Source organism: Pseudobdellovibrionaceae bacterium, assembly GCA_020635075.1.
Taxonomy (GTDB): domain Bacteria; phylum Bdellovibrionota; class Bdellovibrionia; order Bdellovibrionales; family UBA1609; genus JADZEO01.
In genome coordinates this window covers 2027336-2045719 of record JACKAM010000001.1, presented here as the reverse complement: position 1 = coordinate 2045719, position 18384 = coordinate 2027336, and the positions used below count along the sequence as shown (strand labels likewise).

The 18384-nt window shown below is 50.1% G+C and carries 16 protein-coding genes; 10 read left to right on the top strand and 6 right to left on the bottom strand.

The window, feature by feature from the left end:
- Positions 1-200 precede the first annotated feature (200 nt).
- Positions 201-1925, bottom strand: a complete 1725-nt coding sequence (locus H6624_08755) for a mechanosensitive ion channel (protein MCB9084422.1) — start codon at positions 1923-1925, stop codon at positions 201-203.
- 47 nt (positions 1926-1972) lie between these two features.
- Positions 1973-2695 (bottom strand): hypothetical protein, encoded by a 723-nt coding sequence (locus H6624_08750; GenBank protein MCB9084421.1) that lies wholly within the window; start codon positions 2693-2695, stop codon positions 1973-1975.
- A 65-nt stretch (positions 2696-2760) separates the two neighbouring features.
- Here H6624_08750 and H6624_08745 point away from each other — a divergent pair, with 65 nt between their 5' ends.
- Positions 2761-3456, top strand: a complete 696-nt coding sequence (locus tag H6624_08745; GenBank protein ID MCB9084420.1) for a hypothetical protein — start codon at positions 2761-2763, stop codon at positions 3454-3456.
- Here H6624_08745 and H6624_08740 read toward each other — a convergent pair.
- Positions 3415-5241 (bottom strand): protein kinase, encoded by a 1827-nt coding sequence (locus H6624_08740; GenBank protein MCB9084419.1) that lies wholly within the window; start codon positions 5239-5241, stop codon positions 3415-3417. The genes H6624_08745 and H6624_08740 overlap by 42 nt on opposite strands.
- Before the next feature lie 304 nt (positions 5242-5545).
- Here H6624_08740 and H6624_08735 point away from each other — a divergent pair, with 304 nt between their 5' ends.
- The 3 genes from H6624_08735 (at position 5546) to H6624_08725 (ending at position 9734) form a co-directional block, all read left to right on the top strand.
- Entirely contained in the window at positions 5546-7201 is a 1656-nt protein-coding gene (locus H6624_08735) for a S8 family serine peptidase (protein ID MCB9084418.1), read from the top strand.
- 150 nt (positions 7202-7351) lie between these two features.
- Positions 7352-9067 (top strand): protease-like activity factor CPAF, encoded by a 1716-nt coding sequence (locus H6624_08730; protein ID MCB9084417.1) that lies wholly within the window; start codon positions 7352-7354, stop codon positions 9065-9067.
- A 1-nt stretch (position 9068) separates the two neighbouring features.
- A complete protein-coding gene (locus H6624_08725; protein MCB9084416.1) occupies positions 9069-9734 on the top strand; it encodes an SDR family oxidoreductase in 666 nt (221 codons plus the stop codon).
- Positions 9735-9752: 18 nt separating this feature from the next.
- On the opposite strand, the gene H6624_08720 is transcribed toward H6624_08725, so the two are convergent.
- Complete coding sequence (locus H6624_08720) at positions 9753-10703, bottom strand: cystathionine beta-synthase (protein MCB9084415.1); 951 nt, start codon at positions 10701-10703, stop codon at positions 9753-9755.
- A gap of 30 nt (positions 10704-10733) precedes the next feature.
- Positions 10734-11630 carry an outer membrane beta-barrel protein gene (locus H6624_08715; GenBank protein MCB9084414.1) on the bottom strand — a complete coding sequence of 299 codons (897 nt, stop codon included), beginning with the start codon at positions 11628-11630 and terminating at the stop codon, positions 10734-10736.
- A gap of 211 nt (positions 11631-11841) precedes the next feature.
- Between H6624_08715 and H6624_08710 the strand changes: the two genes are divergently transcribed.
- The 6 genes from H6624_08710 to H6624_08685 are packed head-to-tail and all read left to right on the top strand — an operon-like array spanning position 11842 to position 17061.
- Positions 11842-12576: a hypothetical protein gene (locus H6624_08710; protein MCB9084413.1), complete on the top strand. Its 735-nt coding sequence runs from the start codon at positions 11842-11844 to the stop codon at positions 12574-12576.
- Positions 12573-14171 carry a hypothetical protein gene (locus H6624_08705; protein ID MCB9084412.1) on the top strand — a complete coding sequence of 533 codons (1599 nt, stop codon included), beginning with the start codon at positions 12573-12575 and terminating at the stop codon, positions 14169-14171. Before H6624_08710 ends, H6624_08705 begins: the two co-directional genes overlap by 4 nt.
- Positions 14137-14766, top strand: a complete 630-nt coding sequence (locus H6624_08700; protein ID MCB9084411.1) for a hypothetical protein — start codon at positions 14137-14139, stop codon at positions 14764-14766. The genes H6624_08705 and H6624_08700 overlap by 35 nt, the downstream gene beginning before the upstream one ends.
- Before the next feature lie 15 nt (positions 14767-14781).
- On the top strand, positions 14782-15498 hold the full coding sequence (locus H6624_08695) for a hypothetical protein (protein ID MCB9084410.1): 717 nt from the start codon (positions 14782-14784) through the stop codon (positions 15496-15498).
- The gene (locus H6624_08690; GenBank protein ID MCB9084409.1) at positions 15495-16247 is read left to right on the top strand and encodes an OmpA family protein; all 753 of its coding nucleotides are present in this window, start codon (positions 15495-15497) and stop codon (positions 16245-16247) included. The genes H6624_08695 and H6624_08690 overlap by 4 nt, the downstream gene beginning before the upstream one ends.
- 34 nt (positions 16248-16281) lie before the next feature.
- Positions 16282-17061, top strand: a complete 780-nt coding sequence (locus H6624_08685) for a hypothetical protein (GenBank protein MCB9084408.1) — start codon at positions 16282-16284, stop codon at positions 17059-17061.
- A 1-nt stretch (position 17062) separates the two neighbouring features.
- Here the strand turns inward: H6624_08685 and H6624_08680 are convergent, their stop codons facing one another.
- A complete protein-coding gene (locus tag H6624_08680; protein MCB9084407.1) occupies positions 17063-18274 on the bottom strand; it encodes a hypothetical protein in 1212 nt (403 codons plus the stop codon).
- Positions 18275-18384 lie beyond the last annotated feature (110 nt).

Below are 18384 nucleotides of genomic sequence, written 5' to 3'. Positions count from 1 at the left end.
GACCATTCTCCGTGAATCCTCACGCACCTTTTCGGCGGCAGGCGCGTCTTCGGACTGCGTCAGCTTGCCGCCGCAGTTCGGATACGCCCTGCGCGACGGTGAGGATTCGGATTCACGGGAATGGCTCGTCAATCGGACCGATTCCCGGACAAAGGCGAGCCACAGTTCTGCGGATCAACAATTAAGTGGGCCAGTTCGTTCTAGGTTTCCTTAAACGCAGGTACGAAATAGCCAAGTCCTTCGGGTTTGGACTCGACTCCACCGGGGCCAAATTCTCTTGGAACATTCCGCAATCTCTGGCTGTCAGAGTTCACCGACTTAGGGTTTTCCTGTCCGGGAAAGGTCTCTACATGAAGAGTTTGGGTTGGGAATGCAAACTCAATACCCAGCTTTTGCGCCAGGCGCATGATTTCAAGAAGAATATTCTGTCGTTCAAGGAGTTCTTCGCCATATTCCGTTACCAGCAGATGGCAGTAGATCAGAATGTTAAGGCTGGAGTTACCGTACTCACTGAAGCTTACGTGAAAATTATCCTTACGGGTCGATGGATTGGCTCTGAGGATCTGCTTGATCCCCTCCAAAAACGCCTCCAATTGCTCGGCGGTTGTTGAATAGGTCACACCGATTGTAGTTTTGAAGCGTCGGGCATCGCGGCGGCCCATGTTGTCGATATTGGTATTAACCAGAACACTGTTTGGCACAGAGATTTGTGAATTATAAAATGTGCGTATCCTTGTGGAACGAAAGCCAATGTCCTCCACCTTGCCTTCATCTTTGCCCACGACAATCCAATCGCCCACCTTAAAAGGACGATCGAGGAGAATCATGAGCGAACCAAAGAGATTGGCGGCGGTGTCTTTTGCAGCGAGGGCGAAAGCCAAACCTCCCAGGCCAAGACCGGCGAGCAGGGACATGACATTAAAGCCCAGATTTTGGATGGTAACTAGGGTTCCGACGATGACCACAAAGATCCTTAGGGACCGAGTGATTAGGGGGACCAAGTGATCATCCAAATCAGTATCGGTCTTCTCTGCAACACGGGTGAGGGTGAAGGTGATCACGTCTGAAAACCGATACGCGGCCCAGATCAAGCAAAGACTGAGAAGTATCTGTAGGGCGGTCACGAAAAACGCCAGTGCGACGCCCTCGAACTTGAGGACTTGTAGAGCAATATAACCAAAAGCGGTTGCCAGAACCAAACCCATCGGCTTTTCCAGGGCGACCAAAGCTCGATAACGGAAGGAGTCCTCTCGTTGACTGAGCAGTCGAATGCCCACGCGAAAGACCATCTCACCTAAAACTTTGATAATCAGGGAAATCAAAATGGCAGCAAATATACCCAGCCACTTCCATTTGGGTAGACCAAGAAAGGGTTTCTTTCCCCAAGAGGGAATCAGCTTCTCATCCCAGGGCTCCTTATATCCGGCTCCTTGTCCGGATCCTTCCTTGTAGGTCAGCGTCTTTACCTTTTTGAAAAACTCCGGAGCCCGATAGACGGTTTCAGTTGAAAATAGAAATTCGCCCACCCGGTCACCTTCTTGAACTTGAGAAATCACAATCTCAGTGTCTTTAAGGCGCCAGCGCTTTTCCTCTGACGATTCAGGAATCCTTTCGTAATCAATAACAATGACCCGGTCGATGACCTCTTTGAGCAAAATGGCAGCCTCTCGGCCTCTCTCTTGGCGTAGGACAAAAGGAATATCACTCAAGTTGAGGCAGCGGATGGCATCGTTCAGGCGGTCCTTCAGAGCATCATTGTTGGTTTCCAATCCTTGTTTGTAGTCTTCCATCGCGGTCATGTAGGAAAGCATGGTGTCACGGGGGTGGTCCAACTTGACCGGAGCCAAAGGAGAGCTTTCTCCCCAGGCGGCAATATTAAAGGTGATGGCGGAAGCGAGGCAGAGCACGATGCTAAGAAGCTTCATGTCAATCTCCAAACAGGGAAAGGGTTCAGTGCAAATCAAGCCTAAACCTAGCAGTTCTTGGCGGCAGCTTCAACAAGATGAATCTGGCCGGAGTAAAGGGGCCAAACGTAGCGCCGGGCCACATCTGGGCTTGGCAAAAGATCAAAGGTAAGATGATCGTTTACCAAAATCGAACTATCCCCGGAATAGACTTGGTGAATAAATTCCTGCTTAGTGGGTGGCAGAGTGCTTCCATTAAGGGGCGGGTGGGGGCGGCGATCTGATGAAAACAAATCATGGACAGAAATCCACCGTCGGGATTCAAGTGTTCCACGCCAGTGTTCGCGCCAGTCGCGCCATTCGTTCTCATTTTCCAGCTGAGGTTTCTTCAATAGAAAGGGAAATTGGCCAATAAGATTGGTAAAAAACAGAGTGTGGTGAGGGAAGTCAGCAGCGATTTCGTCGAGGCCCTGCGACCTCCATTGCCTTTGGGAATCAATGAAATAGTCTCTTCGGGACCAGTGGACTTCGATGCCGGGATGATTGCGGCGGAAAAACAGGGGGGCCAAAGGATCAGGATCAAGGGCCATAATTTGCTCAAACTGACCAAGCCACTCGCTGGGGAGAGTGTAGCCGCCACTTGGACCAATGAGGAGAAGTTCTCCCTTGGGCGTGACATGGGAGTTGAGGAACTCGCCTATTTGGGCGCGGAATTCACGCCAAGCTCTTTTTTGTCTCCAGGCGACAAAGTGATAGGCTAAGCCACCTGAACTATTCCACCAACTTGCCATAGACCCACCTTTACCCTGACAATACACTCGACTGTAAATTCGGGATAGACAAAAAGGGAGAGGTCATGACAAGGGTCCGATTGTTTACATCAAAATTACTTGTTATGGGGATTTTTGTAGTGCCCATGGAGTCGGGCAAAGACTGGCAGATCCTAAAGTACCGCAAGATTGAACCCAATAAAGTGGAGTTTTCTCAAGAGGGCTTGAGCATTCAGGTGAAGAACTCTGCGAGTCCTGTGATATTCCCCTTGCCTTCAATTATGAAGCTATCTGCAGTCCATATCACTGGACAAATAGAAGGTGATCTGAATCTGCCGGAGGAGATTGGCCAAGGGGAGAAGGGTGCGGATGACTATCAGATTCGCATTGGATTGGTGATCAAAGGTGATAGGAGGCTTAACTTTGTGCAAAAGGCAATGGCAGCTGATTGGGTGGTGAAATTGTTCGATCTTGCTCCAAAGGATGTCGGGGTTGATCATATTCTGTTCTTAAATGGCACTCGCAAGTCAGATCATGTGGGTTCTAAACGGGAGCATCCGGCCAGTGACCTTATAATGGAGCAGGTGGTTTGGAAGATTCCGGAAAACGGAGGATTTGATCTCAAACATGAATTCACAGCTAACCCCGACGTGTTGGCTCTTTGGTTGTCCTCTGATGGGGATGATACTCGGTCGGCCTATCGCGTACGATTTAAGAAAATCGAACTCCACCCACTGGAATCAGGGGGAGTTGGTCAGGCGGGGGCGGACGACGCCAATTGAGGGACTAGTGAGCTCCATGTGCCTTTGGTAACCTTTTTTCCTTAACTCGAGTTTGACCGTCTTGTTGCTTTTGAACTTTACGTAAACAGGGGTCGGCCATTCGTACTTTTTGCCATTTATGTAAATGTCTGCGCCTCGGGGTTCCGAATCAATAAATAGCTTGTACTCTGAGCCGTTTTCTTTTGGTTTTGTATTTTCGGATACGGTTTTGGATTTTGAAGCTGGCTGACGTGGCTCTGGAACTGTTGGCTGACTTGGTTGAGCCCTCTGAGTGGGAGGAGCTTGATCTGGTGTTTCTGCTGAGGGCGTGTTTCCGCCCTGATTCATTTCCATGGTGATGGGTGCTACTTTGTTTATCAGAGGAATGGTTTCTTTGGGAGGTTCACTGTTCTCCTTGCCCGCCACAACTCGACTGCCAACTTTCAGGGCCACCACCTGACCGTCCGATCCCGTGACGACGCGAATATCTTCACGATTTTTGTAGATTCGCTGGTAGAGGTCTTCTAAAAGAGCTACGTTCTCCAAAAACTGACTGCGATAGCCCTGATTAAAGGCGATATTCAGTGTGAATACCAACAGACCTAGAATCCAAAGGTAGCGAACTTTAGCAATTTTTTTCCATTTTGGCTGATCGCGATTGGTGGTGATCGAAGTGACCTGGGAACTCACGACATCTTCAACCAACTTGCGCAGATCGTCTTCGTTCTTTGCCAGGCTGGCTGGAACCTGAATAGTCATCGTTGGAGTGATGGCGGTGACCGTCGAAGTTACCACAGCAGTTTCATCCAGGTCGTCATTACTGTGGTTTTGTTTGCTGCCCAAAGCCGAATAGCGAGCCAGTTTTCGTTTTAATTCGCGGATATCGTCAACGTAAGCTTCTTGCAGAACAGTTCGCAAATTCATCTGCGAGTGGCCTGGGAAGTTTTGGTTGTAGAAAAACTGTAGATCGGCAGCCAACTCCTCAGCCGTGGCGTACCGACTTTTTGGGTCGGGAGCCATCATGTGTTGGAGGAACTCGTCCAACTCATTCTTAAAGGGTATGTTTCCCGGCAGAGGCTTGGGGCCTTTCGACTCCTGCAGTCTTTGGCGGATTTCATTGTTATCCTGGCCACCGTAGTAGCGAGATCCCGTTAGCAACTCCCACAAAATAATTCCCAAGGCATAGATGTCAGTCCGGTGATCGACCCGTTCGCCACGGAGCTGCTCAGGGCTCATATAAACAACTTTACCCATGACAGCACCAGTTTGGGTGTGATGGGCACCACCCTCCATCCGGGCAATGCCGAAATCAATGAGTTTCACTTCACCTTCGTAACTCACAAGGATGTTGTGTGGACTCACATCTCGGTGAATGACGGGCGAGGGCTCCTGGGTTTCCGGGTCTACAAAACGGTGGGCGTAGGATAGAGCAGAGGCCATGGCCAGAATAATATGAATAGCCTCCTGGGGGCCGAGATGAAGTGTTCCAGCTTTAAAGCGCTGAAAAATGTTGTCGAGCGAAGTTCCAGCAATGAACTCCATGACCAAAAAGAAAGACTGGTCGTGCATACCGAATTCGTAGATCGAACCAATATTGCTGTGGTTGAGTTTAATCGCAACCTGGGCTTCGCGACGGAAGAGCCGCACCATTTCAGGATCAAGAGTAAACTCCGGTCGGATTTTTTTGATTGCTAGAAATTTCCCAATGCCGTCGAAGCCAGGGTTCTTGCCGAGAAAAATCTCACCCATGCCACCGCGGCCGATGACCTCAAAAAGGATGTATTTATCAATCTTTGGAAACTTCAAGATCCCCCTCCGCCATAGGTCTTATCGGCCTAGGTCGGGTGAGTTTTTACCAATATTTATATAGATGTTTGCTGCTCCGTTCTCGTGAAGGTGAAAACGTGTAAAACCACCAATGACGCGGAGAAATATAATAAACATTACAAATTTTGCTACGCATCATCTAATGCCGCAATGCGCGAAACACCCAAAATAAGGGAAAAATCGCGGAAGTACCATTTTGGAACCAATTTTCTTGCAAAAAATTTAGCACCATAGAAATATTTCCTGCGAAGGACTTAGACCAAAGTCAAGGATAGGGGGACAAATGGTTTCAAGGACGTATTCATCACTGATCAAGGGATTGGCCGTATTAGCAATTTCTTTAGGATTTGCCAGCGGCGCATGGGCGACAAAGTACATTGTTACAATTGATTCACCCTTAACATTTCAGCTTTTCAAAAGAGCGCATATGGGATCGCCCATTCGTTCCGAGGCATTTCAAATGCTCTCGAATTCAGGTGCCAAAGTTGAAGATCTATTTGATCAGGTGCAGATGATCGTTGTTGAAGCCGATTCACCTCGGGCATTGGAAGAGCTTAAAGGTCAGTATGGAATTGCCGACATCGAAGAAGAGATGATCATCCCGGCTCCAAAGCCGTTGCCGTTGGCAACCGGTGGCTCGCCAGTTAAAGAGAGTATTGGAATGCCATGGGGAATTGAAGCGGTGCGAGCTCCTGAAGCTTGGCCAACTTCCAATCGGGGACGGGGGGTTCGCGTGATGGTTCTCGATACGGGAATTGATCGGGATCATCCGAATCTGGCCAGCCGCTTTGAAAAGGGTCGCAACTTTGCCGGCGTTGATATGCCAAACGCGCCCTACGATTACTTCGACAACATCAGCCATGGAACTCACGTGGCCGGGACTATTGCGGCGGACGGAGCCGTCACTGGACTTGTTGGAGTTGCTCCTGAGGCAAAGATTTTGTCGGCCCGAGTGTGTTCGACTCAGGGCTGCCCTTCTACAGCCATCATTGGTGGTGTGAACTGGGGAATTCAGGAGAAAGTTGATGTGATGAATCTTTCTTTGGGTGGACCTTTCCCATCCGATGCAGCTCGCAAGGCCTATCAGGCTGCTGCGAACAAAGGAATTGTAGTGGTTGCAGCCTCTGGAAACGACGGCGTCAATCGGGTTTCTTTCCCAGCTGCCTATCCCAGCACAATTGCCGTGGGTGCCGTTGACGAGAATATTGCAAAGGCAGGATTCTCCCAGTGGGGACCTGAGTTGGACATCGTTGCTCCAGGTGTGAACGTCATGTCCAGCGTCCCTCAGGGAACTGGCAAGGCTACCGATGTGGCATTTGACCTAAATGATGGCAATGGTCCCATTCAGGTTGAAAGTCTCCCAGTAAATGGATCTGCGGTGACGGCAGCTCCTGTCACACAAAGTGTAGTGTTCGCGGGCCTTGGTAAACCCGAAGATTTTCCCAGTATTGATGTGCGTGGCAAAATTGCTCTCGTTCGTCGTGGTGAAATCGCCTTTGGCGACAAGGTCAAAAACTCCATCGCAGCGGGTGCCGTCGGCGTGATTCTTTTTAACAATGAGCCAGGCATTCTTTCGGCCACTCTGGGAGAAGGCGTGACAGTGAACATTCCTGTAGCTTTCATCGCCCAAGATGTGGGTGAAGAGATGATGACCAAGACGAACCTGTCGGGCACAGTTCACTCACGCACCAGTGATTTTGAAAAGATGCAGGGAACCTCTATGGCGACTCCTCATATGTCGGGTGTGGCGGCTCTCGTTAAGGCAGTGAACAAGCAGCTGACCGCGGAGCAGGTTCGGGACATTCTAAAGTCGACGGCAACGGCTCTGACACCCAACAACGAAAATCAGTTTGGGGCGGGTTTGGTCGATGCCTATAAGGCGGTCAATAAGGCTGCCGGAATCGAAGGTCTTCTGCCAGCGACGGGCACGATGCACTAAGATTCGTTACTAAAATTTGTTTTCCGGAAGTGGGGGCACGAAAAGGATTTTGTGCCCCCTCTTTTTATTAACGTCTTTACCTCCTCCTGACTTGACCGAATCAACCACAGGGAATTAAAACTGTGACCTTATACAGAGGGGGAGTGAACGATGGTTATTAATACTGAGAAATTGTCTCGCATTTTTTGGGGCGTAGCGGCTGGGTTGGTGATGGCTACTGCTTCGGCATCTGGCTTTTATTCAGATCGCGCCATGGAAACGATTGATTTCATTGAGAACGTCTTTGAAGACCGCTATGCCCCTCGGGACTGGAAAGCCAAGCACATTGGCTGGGATTTGAAAATTGCGGCAGACAGTGCTCGGGCAAAAATTCAGCAGGCCGGACCCGATGCGGACTTGGCGCTGGTTCAAGATGCCTTGCGGGACCTCATCGGTTCGGTTCAGGACTATCATGTGGGCATTTACTTTTATGCTACGGAACGGTCTACCCTGCCTTTGGAAATTCGCTCGGCCGAAGGGCGCTTTTTTATTGCCCATATTGATCGCAAAAAACTGCCGGAGGCGAGCTTTCCGTTTAAAGTTGGAGATGAAGTCACCCAATTTAATGGTAGGAAGCCCGACGTGGAGCGAGCAGAAGTTCTCAAATACATACGTCTCAATATTCCGGAAACCGATGCAACTTTTGCCGAAATGCTGCTCACCAAGCGAGTGGCCCGATTGGGGTTGCCTGTCGCTAGAGGCCCTATTGAGATAGAGGTGACTCGTGAAGTTGATGGGCAGACAAAGAAGTACGTGCATCAGTTGATTTGGGATTACCAGGAAGAAGTCATCAATACCATGTCGGCGCCGGCTTCCCTTCGTCCGGCCCTACCAAATAAGACGGGACACTGGCTTAATCGTTCTATGCAGTTAGGTGCCTGGAATGCCCTTGACGACCTTTGGGCAGCTGAAGAAGAGGATGAGAACCCCCTCGAGTTGGGTGGTAAGAAAAGCTTTCTCCCGAAGTTGGGCAAGGTCATTTGGGAAAATGACAAGGAAAAGCTTTTCCACTCCTATATTTTCAAAACTGATTTTGGTCTTTTGGGTTATGTGCGAATTCCTTCTTACATGGCAGAGGATGAACACTCGGCTGAATTCTTGGAAATTGTCAAAAAAATGGAGGAGCAAACGGATGCTCTGGTAATCGACCAAGTCAACAATCCAGGGGGATCTGTTTTCTATTTATACTCTTTGGTAGCCATGCTGACCGATCGTCCAATGGCAACCCCTCTACATCGCATCACCATCACTCAAGAAGAAGTGCAGGAAGCGGCAAAGGACCTAAAGACTCTTGAGAAGATCACCAATGAGGAAGAGGCCATTAAGGAGCTAGGCGAGACCGTTGGCGGTTATCCGGTATCTTACCAGTTGGCCCAGTTTTTCAAGGAGAATGCACGTTTTATCCTGGATCAATGGAAGTCCGGCGCCCGACTGACATCACCTTACTATTTGGGGATCGATAAAATCATGCCCCATCCGAAAGGCCACTACACCAAACCCATTCTGATTCTGATAAATGAGTCTGACTTTTCGGGTGGAGACTTTTTCCCCGCGATCATGCAAGACAACCAACGAGCCACTTTGATGGGGGTTCGCACCGCAGGGGCCGGGGGCTATGTGGGCAATGTGGAATTTCCCAACCTACTGGGTATTGCAGGATTTTCTATCACCGGCTCTCTGGCTGAACGGGTGGACAAGAATCCGATTGAGAATCTGGGTGTGAAGCCAGATGTGGATTACAAGCTGACCGTCGATGACATGAAAAAGGGTTATGAGCCCTACAAAATCAAAATTTTAGAGCAGCTCAAAACATTGTTAGGGAAGTAATGTGGTAAAGAAAGTATTGGTGACCGGAGCAAATCGGGGAATTGGCCTGGAGTTCTGCCGTCAGTATCAAGCTGACGGTTGGGAGGTGACGGCCGTTTGCCGTGGCTCCTCACCCGCACTGCGGGAGTTGGGTGTTCGGATCATTGAAGAAGTGGACGTGTCCTCCCCTGATCAGCTTAAGAAGCTGGCTCAGCAGCTCTCAGCTCAGACCTTCGATGTACTCATTAACAACGCAGGGGTGTGGTCCGAAGAGACCTTGGGTGAGGTCACTGTACCCGAATGGTCCCGGGTCATGGCGGTCAATGGTCTCGGACCTATCCTGGTGACTCAGGCCCTGTTGGCAAATTTGTCTTCGGGTAGCAAGATTGCCATGGTCACTTCGCGAATGGGCTCTATTGAAGACAACACCATGGGTGGCTATTATGCCTATCGAATGTCTAAGGCTGCTCTTAATGCCGGGGCAAAATCCCTTGCCCTGGATTTGAAAAACCAAGGGATTGCCGTGGTCATTCTTCATCCAGGATATGTCATTACCGATATGACTAATCGTTTAGGGGATCTGACGCCTCAACAGTCGGTGACTGGTATGAGACAACGAATTGAAGAACTGACAATGGCAACGAGCGGCGGATTCTTTCACACCAATGGGGAAAAGCTCCCCTGGTAGTTCCGCCGCCGAGGTGGATTATAGGAAATTGTGCTCAGCCATCCAGCGGTCATCGGCAAACTTGGTCATGTAGTTGCGAATGCCATCGGCAAGAATGACGACGCAGTTTTGACCTTCTTTCAGTTGTCCGGCCATCTCCAGGCAGGCGAATAATGTTGAGCCCGAAGATCCTCCACAGAGAATTCCTTCTTCACGAATCAAGCGACGAGCCAGCTGGAAAGAAGGCTTGTCTTCCGTCTTCACCCAGTGGTCGACCAAGCTGCGATCCAGGACGTCGGGGATGAAATCATAGCCAATTCCTTCGACCAGATAGGGTTTTAAATCCCCTGGCCCAGCGAGAATAGACCCGACTGGGTCGGCGCCAATAATCTGGGCCTTGGGGTTGGCCTCTTTGATCTTTCTTGCCACACCTGTGATTGTGCCTCCGGTTCCAGCGCTCATGACGACCATGTCCACCTGGTTGTTGAGGTCATCCAGGATCTCCTGGCCCGTGCCCTCGTAATGGGCGCGGATATTGGATTCGTTTGAGTACTGATCCAGTATGTGGGCGTTAGGAAGTTCCTTCTGCAGCTTTTTGGCGACGCCAATGTGGCTCTCTGGTGCATCCCACGCGGCTTCCGTCGGAGTTCGTACAATCTTGGCTCCCAAAGCCTCTAGAACCACGACCTTCTCGTGACTCATTTTTTCCGGGAGAGTGATAATCACATTGTAGCCTCTGACGGCACCCGCCAAGGCGATTCCAATTCCGGTGTTACCACTGGTCGCTTCAATGAGGGTGTCTCCGGGTTTGATGCGTCCTTGCTTTTCCGCATCAACGACCATTTGAAAACCAATACGATCTTTGACCGAACCGCCTGGGTTCATGTACTCCAATTTTGCCCAAACATTGCATTTCAAGTGTGAGGCCACCCGGTTGAGCTTGACCATAGGGGTGTTGCCGATGGCTTCAAGAACATTATTGTATTTCATCTTTTCACTGCTCCCGTATTTCTCAAAGGGTCAGAAGTAAGCGGAAAGCATTAGGCTTGTCACGTAGGGTTTTTTCTTTGTGTGCTCTGTTTCGCTAAACATCATGGCATGGCGAAGTTGGACCCCCACGTTAACCGTTGAGACTCGCAAAAACTTCATACCCACCCCAAATCCCAGAGCAAAACCCGTTGCGTCATCGTCAGATCCAAACAGAGAGCTGTTGTTAGGATCATGGGCTGTGGCACCGCCGTAGCCGAAGTCACCGGTAATGTAGGGAGCGTTATTGGCATCGGAGAAAAAGTAGTTCATGCCCAGGTAGATATCAGTGAAATTGACATCATCTTCGTCAGTGGAGGTTAGCATTTCCCAGGAGAACTTCAGATCGATGCGGTCATCAATGCCCCACAGATAGCCAAATTTCCAGTTGATGCCATCGGATTTGGAATTGAGGTTGCCTGGGCTGGCTGGGCCAAAACTCAGCTCCCACTGCCGGGTGGCTTTCTTCCTGCGAGTGCCTCGGGTCTCCTCATCTTGAGTGACGTCACTGACTCGCGCATCTTTCTCAGCCTTTACTTCACTCAATACGGCCCGCACCAGTCGACCGGATACTGTGTCCATGTCGTCCAGACTAGCAGCCTTAAGTTTGCTGCCAAAGGTCTTCTTTTTGTTCACATACTTCACCATGGACAGAATGTAGGAGTCTCCAAGGCGCAGTGCTTTAGACTTCAGTACAATCTCGGCAGAATTCTGATCGTCGACCAACTCATAGCCGTCGGACTCTGCCACCGAGGCGCGAATGAGTTCAGTGATTGAACCAAGGCTACTGGGGTCAACACCCGAACCTTTTGTGGGTGCGACATAGACAGTTTCAGCAATTGCGGAAAAAACAAATCCGCTCACAAGAAGAGTAAGAAATATCTGTTTCATGAATGACTCCCGGGTTGGAGTTTCCAGTCTAACACTGGGCAGAAGTCCAGGACAACGGACTCCTCCGGCTTTGATGGCGGTGCGCAACCTTTAGTCCATAAAGGGTCCAGTTTTGGCAGATCTTAACCGGAAACTGGACTTAGGACCGTGGTCTGGGCCTAAAACCCTTATCTATAGAGGCCGAATAATCTGTCAGAGGATTAGTATATTGATGGTTCATTTTAGAAGTGACCTAAAATCAAACATATTTACCCTATGCTGGTGGGGAATGGCGGCCGTGGCCGTCGTTGCCGGTATGGGCTGTACAACAGCGAAGGTGAGGATTCACACCAATCCTAGCGGTGCCGATGTGTTTATTCGCCCAGTGGGTGAGGGTCGTCTTCAGCGTATTGGTCAAACCCCCTTGTTTGTGGATTCGGAAGAGTTGCGGCAGAAGTACGGAGTGGCCGGAGCGGTCTATATGGAGATTCGCAAGGAAGGTCACAAGCACGATAGCTTTTTCGTAACCGAATTGTCCAAGATTGATCTCAATGTAAATCGAGACTTGGTGCCTATTAGGGATCTAGAGCAGCAACGATGGCTGAACGGTCATATTGAGACCTTGTTCGAGGTTCGCCGCTTGGTCGAGGCCAAACGCTACGATGAGGCGATGCGAATCATTCGAAAGTTAAGAGATGTTACTCCCTACGTGGCGACGATTCACGAGTTGGAAGGTGGAATTTACCTTCTCAAGGGCAAGCATCGTGATGCCCTGGACTCATTTCGTCTGGCCATGAAATACAATCCGGAAAACCCGGACACTGTGAAGATGGTTCGTCACTTGGAAAGAACTTTGGGTGTTCCCCGCGAAGTTGACATTACCGAGGTTCCTCTTCCTCAGCCCCCTCGCCAGCCGGCGAGTGATGATGAAGAGGAAAAAAGCGAAGTTCAGGAGGAGAGCCAATGAGATATCTAACTCTCCTCGTCTTACTGCTCTCCTTTATCGCTCCGATGAGTCAGTCTTTCGCCGTCGTTCCCGAAGAGGCCACTTTTGGTCTTAAACAGGACTCGACCGAGTGGAAACGTCTGGAAATGGAAGAGTGGTTGGTTTTCAAGTTGTCTGAAGAATTGGCCCGCTTTGTTCCCCGCGAGCACTTTACTGTCTACGCAGATGTGACGTTTAAGGCTCCCGGGCGTAGGGTGGTATCGGTTACCAAGGTGAACCTTTCCAAGTTTGGGCAGGTGGCCACAGTGGTTCGCGGCGAACGGGTGCGTCCAGAGCTTGGTGCCTTCGACAAAGTGAGTAAACTGCAACTGACTTTGGTTGTGAGTAAAGAAGTGGATCAGTCCACGGTTAAGGCCATGGTCGATATTCTCAAGGCGCGGGTTCCGGTCATTGATCGCGAAAGAATTTTTGCCAAAACCTATCGCATGAAAGCTCCGCCGCAAAACCTTCAGGCCTGGATCCGCGAGCTCAAGCCATTTCTGATGCTGGCTCTTGGTCTGGCATTGGGTGGATATCTGTTATTGTTAATTCTTCAGCGCGTGCGAATTTCCTGGTCCTGGAACATCACTCCACGCCCTCAGGCCGAAAGAGCAAGACCTCGGGATCATCATGAAGGTGTCAATCATGACGGATGGGTCGGACATCTTCCACCGGCCACGCCACTTGAGGCTCTGACTGACCCAGTGGTAACCAAATCAGCCATTCGCGAGGATTTTCCTGAAGGCCTTGAAATGGGAGCCGCTAACTCTTTGGTGGCGACCAATGACCACCACATTCGTCTGCGAAAATTGCGCAATATCTTACTTTCATTGTCCGTGGCCGAAAGCGCCGCTGCAGCCAAGGCTGACGCCAACGTGGGTGCGGTCATGGGTCTCCTTCTTCCCTCGTCGCGTAGCAGGGAAGTGTTGGCGCGTTTGTCCGAAGTGGACAAGAAGAAGGTGTATAAAGCGTCGCTCCATTGGAGTGAAGCTCGCGTAGCCCAAGAGGCTGTAGGAATTGCGGAGCAGATCAAGACATTCCGGAAAACCCAGGTCGATGTGACCAAGGGTGGTCACCATGCCCTGGCAACCTATGTTGAGCAAATTGGTGCTGAAGGTGAAGAGAGCTTTTATCAAAACTTGATAGAGACCGGCCGCTGCGAGGATCTGGCTGTGGTGGCCCACTGGGTTCCACCATCGACCATCCTAGAACAAGTGGATGATGAGGTGCTCTTTGGCTTCTGGACTCGTCTCCACCTAAAAGATCGTATGGAGTTGTTGGCCTACGCGGATCGGGAGTTGGCCGATCGACTCATGCAAAAATTGGAGCACAAGGACTTTGCGAAGAAGGCTCACTTTGAGCAAAGAGTGGCAAGATTAAGGAAGGAATTGGATCCTAGTCGTCGGTCGGAAATGGCCTATGTGGCCTGGAACCGTCTGCTGGCTGTGGCTCGCGCGGCCTATCGGCAAAGCCCTGAACTTCAGGAAAAACTGCGCGGAGCAATTGATAGCTGGTTGTGGAATCGGACTAAAGGAGTTGTTGGTGTACAAGCCAAGAAGCAAAAGAAGTCAGCTTAATGGGCTGATCCGCATTGCTTTACTCTTACTAGCTATCGAGCTAGTGAGCACTCTTGAGGCGTCGGCAAAACCGCGCGCCACCCAGTTGCACTTTCGGACCGGACTTATCTATGGCGACTTCAGTGGTCAATTTTCCGGTTCATTCTCTGTTCCAACGGCATTGGACATTGATTACGAGGTGTTTACTCACAACAATCGTTCTTATCACTTTCGCTTTACTCAGGCGGTGGAGCTGCCAGATTCCACACCCTTCTATACTTATGGTGGTGCAGGCTATCGATACTACATGGATTCAAAAGGGATCTTGGCGGACCAAAGTGAACCTGGAATTCTCATTTCCAGTGTGCCTCGCTGGCGGTACTACGCTGGCTTTGATGCCGGAATCGCTCAGGTCGTCGTGCAGAGTTTTGGTAGCATTGTCCAGGCGGTGTCCAGCATGATGGACTTGGGTCTTAATTTTGGTTTGATGTACCAAGTGGGGACCAACCTTTCCTTGGAAGTTCAGGCGGGTACGTCTTTTGGCTATAGTTTTTCATCTGTTCCGGAACAGGGTTTTACCGGGCGTTTTTTCGTAGGCGGTGCCTACTTTTTCTGACGGGGAGACAGGGTTATGAATCTGCTATGGATTGCTTTTTGGATCTTTGCCGGGTTTATCGGCGCCCTACATCTCTATCACCACTACTTGGTATGGTCGAGTTGGTCTCAGTCCTTGAAAGATGCCAACAAAAAGGCGCGTCACGCTGCCGGGGCGGTGAAAGAACTAATGAGCTTTATTTCCGAGTATCGGGCGGTGTCACCAAGCCTTGAGGACGTGGTTCGGGAGATGAAGGATTCGTTTTTGAAGGAATCCATCGAAATCTATTTGTCGGGTGCCCTTCGCGGATATGAGTACTTAAAGGCCTTAAGAAATCGTCAACACTATGACTTCAAGCGCGAGGAGCAGGCTCAAGAACAATGGGCGTGGATCTCGCGGGTGACGCCAGCCGTAGCTTGGGTGGTGGCCTTGGGCTCGGTTATGTATGTGTGGGATAAGGGCTTAGGGCCTCAGACTTCATTAGTGGTTGGCAAGATTGTCCTGGGAACCGTTTTCTATTGTATCGCCTTCAACTTTGTTTTTGTGGAGCCACTGAGGCGGTGGCAGGCCCGTAAGGCTGAAAAAGATCGGGAAAAGAACGAGGCTCTTGTTTTAGGTTTGAGTTTATTGCTGAGAGATCGCGATTCACTTGAAATTCTCGAAGCTGTGAATGCTTATTTGGCCCAGTCGGAAAAGGTGGAGTGGGACGAAGCCTTTGGCACCCGGCGCAAATACCTGGAAGAGGTGGCATGAGCGAAGCAGTTGATCAGTGGTCGATCTATTCGACCGAACAACCTGACCAAAGGCGGTCGGGTGGTTCTGCCTATATTTGGTCACAGTATGCATCGGTACTTCTGTTTACCGGTGGTATGCTGCTATTGGCACAGGGCGCTCACCTGTTCGCTATTCCTGAGGTAGTCCAACAACAGGAGCAGCCAATAGTTGAGGAAAAAGTCCAGGAGGAAATCAAACCAATTGTCGTCAGCAGTGAGCCGTCCTCTTCTTCCAAAATCCTCGATGGCCATCGTCAGCTCGCTGATAAACTAATGCAGCGGTTTTCAGGATCGCACTATTTTCATGACTTTGAGGCTCAAGCGAAACCCGGTCAGGTGGAAGTCAAGTTTGGAAGCTCGGATTTATTTACCCTGGGAAGGGCGACTCTAATGCCTGCTGGTGAGCAGGAGCTTTTGAACTTTGCTCACGAGGTGTTCAAAGTTGCCAGAGACCAGGAGATTCAAATCGAGGGGTTCACCGACAGTGCTCCAGTTGTGAAGAACGCCTGGCTGTATCCGACAAATTGGGAGTTAAGCGGTGCCAGAGCGGCAAGCGTGCTTAGAACCTTTCAAGAGGTCGGCTTTTCTGAGCAAAATCTCCGCTTTGTTGGTTATGGAAAAACTCATGCAATTGCTGATAACGAGGACAAAGATGGAAACCCCTTGCCGACAAATCAGGCCAGAAACCGCCGGCTTGTCATTCGAATTGGCCATCGCACGGGTTGGTGAGTATTCTGAGTAATGTGATCTGAGGATTGTCTAAATGGAAGACCTTCATAGTAGAACATGGTGTCTCTACAACAGTGAAACCAAATTTCTGGTGAAGGAACTCAATCTACTTCAGATTCGAGCCATGTTGACGATTATTGCCCCCGAGTACCGCAGTCACTTCTGGGTTTGGAAGGACGGCTACAAGGGCTGGATGCCGATCATGAACTGTACTCCTGCGCTTCGTGCATTGAGTAAGGCTCAGAATCCCCTCTATCCACCGCCACCTCCGGGCGAAGATTTTGTGTATGAAGAGGACGACGAAGACAAAGAACCCGTTCTCATGCTTGACGATGTCGAAACCTCATTGATTGACCTGGAGACCGTGGTGACCAAAGTGGGCTTCGAGGAGGGTGAGGCGGAGACATCCGAGTTGCCCGCAGCCACAGAGGGTAACGCTGCTTTGGCCTACACCCCCCAGCATGTCTATGAACTTCAGGAACATACGGGGGTCACTCAACCTTTGGATCTGGACCACAAAGGTTTTGTGGAAAAGCGTGAGGTGGTTCGTTACAAGAGGCAATATAAGGTCATTATTGAAATCGATGGCAACCAGCACGTGACTCAAACTAAAAACCTATCTGTCAAATCCATCCAGGTGGAGGGAAAACTTCCCTATTGGATTCCCCATCAGAGCTTTCAGCTCATACTGGAAAGGTACGGGGAACAGATCAAAGTGACCTGTCATCCCTACGGAGACACCCGCGATCAGGTTCTAATGATCGACGTCATCGAAGAGCCTGGTATTTATCAGAAGTGGCTTCTGGAGTGGTAAATCAGTTGTGGTCTAAAGGCAGAAAGTTGAAGTTGTTCTCGTAGACCAATGGGTAATAGACCGTCTTGCCAACATAATCTGAGGCCTTGAGTTTGCGGCGAAGTTTTAAGTCTTCCTCGTTAATTTCCCAAGCCAAATCACGAGCAAAATCGGTTAGTGTTCCTTCAACCCACTGTTGATCATCTTTGATAAAGACCTTCACAGGTTTGATTGACAATTGTCCAGAAGCAATGAGGTTGCGAATGTCCTCCAGTCCTTCACCCTTGTCCACTTTTGTATCAACACGAACTGAAAATGGGTTTTCAGGTGCTGACCATTTGTAAGTCAAAATTTGTTTTGTGATATCAATCTCGCGATTGGGACAAGGAATCCACACCCAGGGGAGAGGTTTCGGTAGTAGTTGTACCAAGCAGGAGCCTTTTTCCCGGGAGGCGACGGGAACATAGCCCTTGTCGCGATCCAAGTAGGTGAATGGGTGATAGTTGCTCCAAGAAGTAACCAGTCTATTTTGCACAATGATTCCCAGAAGTGGGCCATCAGATCCTGGGCCAAGACGGAGAGGCAAAAAGGCCGTCTCCAAGGTGTCAAACAACTGGGGATATTGGTTCTCCTGGGGGCGGTAGAACCCGAGAATTTCTGTGACTTTGTTTTGATGGGACAAGGCGAGCTCCGCATCCGGAAGCGCGACATCTGAACACTTCGCACTTCGCAGGCCACAGGTTTGAATGGGGGAGGACTCGGCCAAGGGATTGAAGTGAATCACATAGCTACGCTTTTCGCTATCGATGTGGGCGCGCCAGGTGCCCACGAGTTGCCCCTGGTCCTTGTGACCCTCCATAAAAAGCCGGCCTTTGCGGTCGTATTCGCGATAGGTCCCGCTGGCCACCGAATCACGATACTCCTGCATGGAGTGAATCTTTTTGTCTTCGATTTCCCATCGGGCCCCCATGAGGCGTCCGTACTCGTAGTTGATGACAGTAAATCGTGGTAGGGCCAGGTCTCCATAAACGATGGGTCCATGAAACACACAATGGGCGTCAACTCCATAGGCTCGTTGTAAAACAGGCTTTTGGGTACCTTTGCGACAACAAAACCCCGGTTTGGGTGATTCGGTGTCCTTGGGGCAGGCTAAGATTTTGGAGAGCTTTGGCGGATCAGCCAAAGAAGCGGGAGCAAAGAGAAGAACTAGGGCGAGACCTAGTAATCGGATCATGGGTTCTCTCCCGAAATCCTCAAGTTTCAATATCTTAATGAGTCTGGCAAAATATCGCTTCATCCTATTCTCATTTTATCAACCAGAGCAGGGAATTTGATTTTTAGACA